The organism is Providencia hangzhouensis, assembly GCF_029193595.2.
Taxonomy (GTDB): Bacteria; Pseudomonadota; Gammaproteobacteria; order Enterobacterales; family Enterobacteriaceae; genus Providencia; species Providencia hangzhouensis.
Window position 1 is genome coordinate 1 of record NZ_CP135053.1, and the last position, 2,683, is coordinate 2,683.

Consider the following 2,683-nt stretch of genomic DNA (forward strand, 5'->3'; position numbering starts at 1 on the left):
TATCTTATTCTATGTATTATTCTACCTATTACAGACGAAATAGATAAAATAAGAGATAGAATAATAGATAGGATAATACATAAAATAATAGGTAAACCTAACGTCAGCGCACCTTTTCTTCGAGCTGTTTTAGCATCGAAATATCACCTAATAACCGTTGATTTTTACCTGTGAAAAAGATGATCGGACTGACATTTGCATTATCAATACTTCGGCTTAACTGAATTCCCATCGCCTGATAATCATCATCGTTTGTGCAATGGTATAACGCTAAAACAAGCTGACATTGTTCTGGAGTTCCGCATTCTATTGCCCAGCGGATCAACTCCGAAAAGGTCAATCCGTTCGGTTTCCAGTGTTTTTTATGCCGTGACGCTAACGCCTTAAATTTTTCACGCCCTTGATTATATTTTTCTGCCCCGATCACCGGATCTTCACAACGAACCCCTTGAACCGGTCGCTTATCAAATGACAATTCCCATAAATTTAATTCTTCGATGTATTCGTAATCTTCTGGCGATGCCAAACGAAATAATTGAGACATAGAGACACCCTCCGATCATGTGTGAACGGAGACAGTATAAGGCTTTCGAGAAATTCCGCTTCCTCGACGTGAAACAAGTTCACGCCTTGCGGCGAGCGTTGCGAATTGAATTTATGAGGTTTACCAAGCTCCAGATGTAACAAAGCCCCGTGACAGCATCACAGGGCTCTGGTACTCTAAATCTTGTGCATTCGTTGCTCAGATTAGACGTCGCAATCCAATCTTAGCAACGTGAGAGGCGCTTGTCACGTTCTCATTAAATACCAGCCAACGACATTAACCCAAATGCACCACTTGATTGACTCGGACTTAGCCCGGTCTCCGAAAGGATAAACAGGCAAATTGTGGTAGTAAAACGTACCGGAAAACGAAATTCCGGCTCTACCTCCGAATCACGCTGCGGTATCGAAAGATTACAGTGCGTACCTGATAAGAGCACCAATCAACGGACTAGGGATTTCTTGGATTGCGAAGTGTCGAAAGAAGCCCAACCTAACCAAACTTAGCCAGATTAACGAGCTAAGAGACCATGACCCAATAACTGATCATGGAGAAAAGCAAAGACAAGATGAAGATGTCGCTTCGCTCCGTTTTGATTAGTACCACATTGGGGCATTAGGCGTTTTTTACCTAGATTTTATCGGTGAACAATAACACCTAAACTCTCAACAAGCTGAAGCGCCTGCTCTCCATCCAACTTCACTCCATCTAAATTAATTCGCCTTGCATCAAGCTCGCCAAGCGCCCCACCCGTTAAATCACAACCAGTAAAATCAGCCAAAGACCAATCAAACGATGAAAACTCCCCACAAGAAAGATCGGAGCCACGAAACACGGCGCCAGTTATCACAGTGCCATTCCAGCGATTTTCCCACAGTTCGCACTTTTCTAATATGACTCTAGAAAAATTAGCGTAACTAAGATTTGTCTTGGTTATATAAGCACTACAAAACCATGACCTTGTAGTTATCATATTCATAAAATTAGCCCCTCGAAAATCAGCTCCTTGAGCTAAACACTCACTAATTTCAAGACCTAAGGCGCTAATGTTTTTAAAATTACTCATTGATAAATCGCAGCTTTTAAAGCTAGCGTTTTTTAGTTTGGCTCTATTAAAATCACACCCTTCCAAGCTATTCCTGTCGTAAAAACTACAATCAACAAATTCAGTATCAGTTAAATCAACCCCTGAAAAATCACAATTTGAAAAGGCAATATTTTTAACTCTATTCCCCGTAAATTGATCTCGTGAAAACTTTTCATTGATAAAGTGCTTTTCCATACATGCTACACCTGGTTATTTATACAGTGCAATCATTGTACATTAATTTGAACAACCTTAAACTCTAGCTAAAATTGATTCATACAATCCCTTTTATGTTAAACGGGCAAGTTAGTTAGCAAAAACCTCCCGTTCATCCCCATTAAAGCCCCTCGAAACGATTTTAAGACACGATCACCCTATAAAACACCCAAATCTACGCTGAAAGTTTAGAACGGTTTTGCGGGCTTCTGAGTGCGTTTTTAACATCGTGCAAACTGACAAGTAAAACGATGCGAAATCGCTGAAAGTCACAAACTTGTTTTGTGGCAAGAAGCGATTTGACCAACCGAGTAAAACGAGGGCGGTAGGCTTTTTGTTTTTATCCTGATGAGCGTCCAGCGAAGAAAGGGAAAAACAGGGGGAGCCGAAACGAAATGACACGCCCCAGCGATGGCAAGTGAACCCCAGTGAACGTGTTTCGTTTTGGGGGCAAAGCCCCCCGTCAAGCGAAGCGTCTGACCACCACATTTTTGAGCGACCAAATACAGGGGCGAAAAAAGGGGGTGGTCAGACGAACGCAGTGAGTTTGACGGGCTTGGGTGAATGGTTTTTTTCGCAGGCGTCCAGCCGAAGAAAATAGCCAGAGGGCGGAGCCTTATGTCATTCATTTTCGTCCAGAAAATGAGTGGCATTGATACTGAAAGTATCATGGGGTGCAAGTTAGTAAAACTATGATTCTACCCATTATTTCACCCGTTATTCTGCCCGTTATACCTAAATTGGGTGCAATAACGGGTAAAGTAATAGGTAGAATAACAGGTGGATTAATGGGTAAGAAATAACACAACGTCATCTTGTGTCTATCTATTATTCTG

Annotated in this window: 2 protein-coding genes; both read right to left on the reverse strand. The window is 41.7% G+C overall.

Annotation, left to right across the window (positions count from 1 at the left end; all coding sequences use genetic code 11):
• Positions 1–103 precede the first annotated feature (103 nt).
• Positions 104–544 (reverse strand): hypothetical protein, encoded by a 441-nt coding sequence (locus tag PZ638_RS20750; protein WP_015063446.1) that lies wholly within the window; start codon positions 542–544, stop codon positions 104–106.
• Positions 545–1,181: 637 nt separating this feature from the next.
• Positions 1,182–1,826 (reverse strand): quinolone resistance pentapeptide repeat protein QnrD1, encoded by a 645-nt coding sequence (locus tag PZ638_RS20755; protein ID WP_012634451.1) that lies wholly within the window; start codon positions 1,824–1,826, stop codon positions 1,182–1,184.
• Between the last annotated feature and the right edge of the window lie 857 nt (positions 1,827–2,683).

Bases quoted from the DNA above. Each gene is read 5' to 3' on its own strand.
- PZ638_RS20755 (WP_012634451.1), bottom strand. From the start codon at position 1,826: ATGGAAAAGCACTTTATCAATGAAAAGTTTTCACGAGATCAATTTACG.
- PZ638_RS20750 (WP_015063446.1), bottom strand. From the start codon at position 544: ATGTCTCAATTATTTCGTTTGGCATCGCCAGAAGATTACGAATACATC.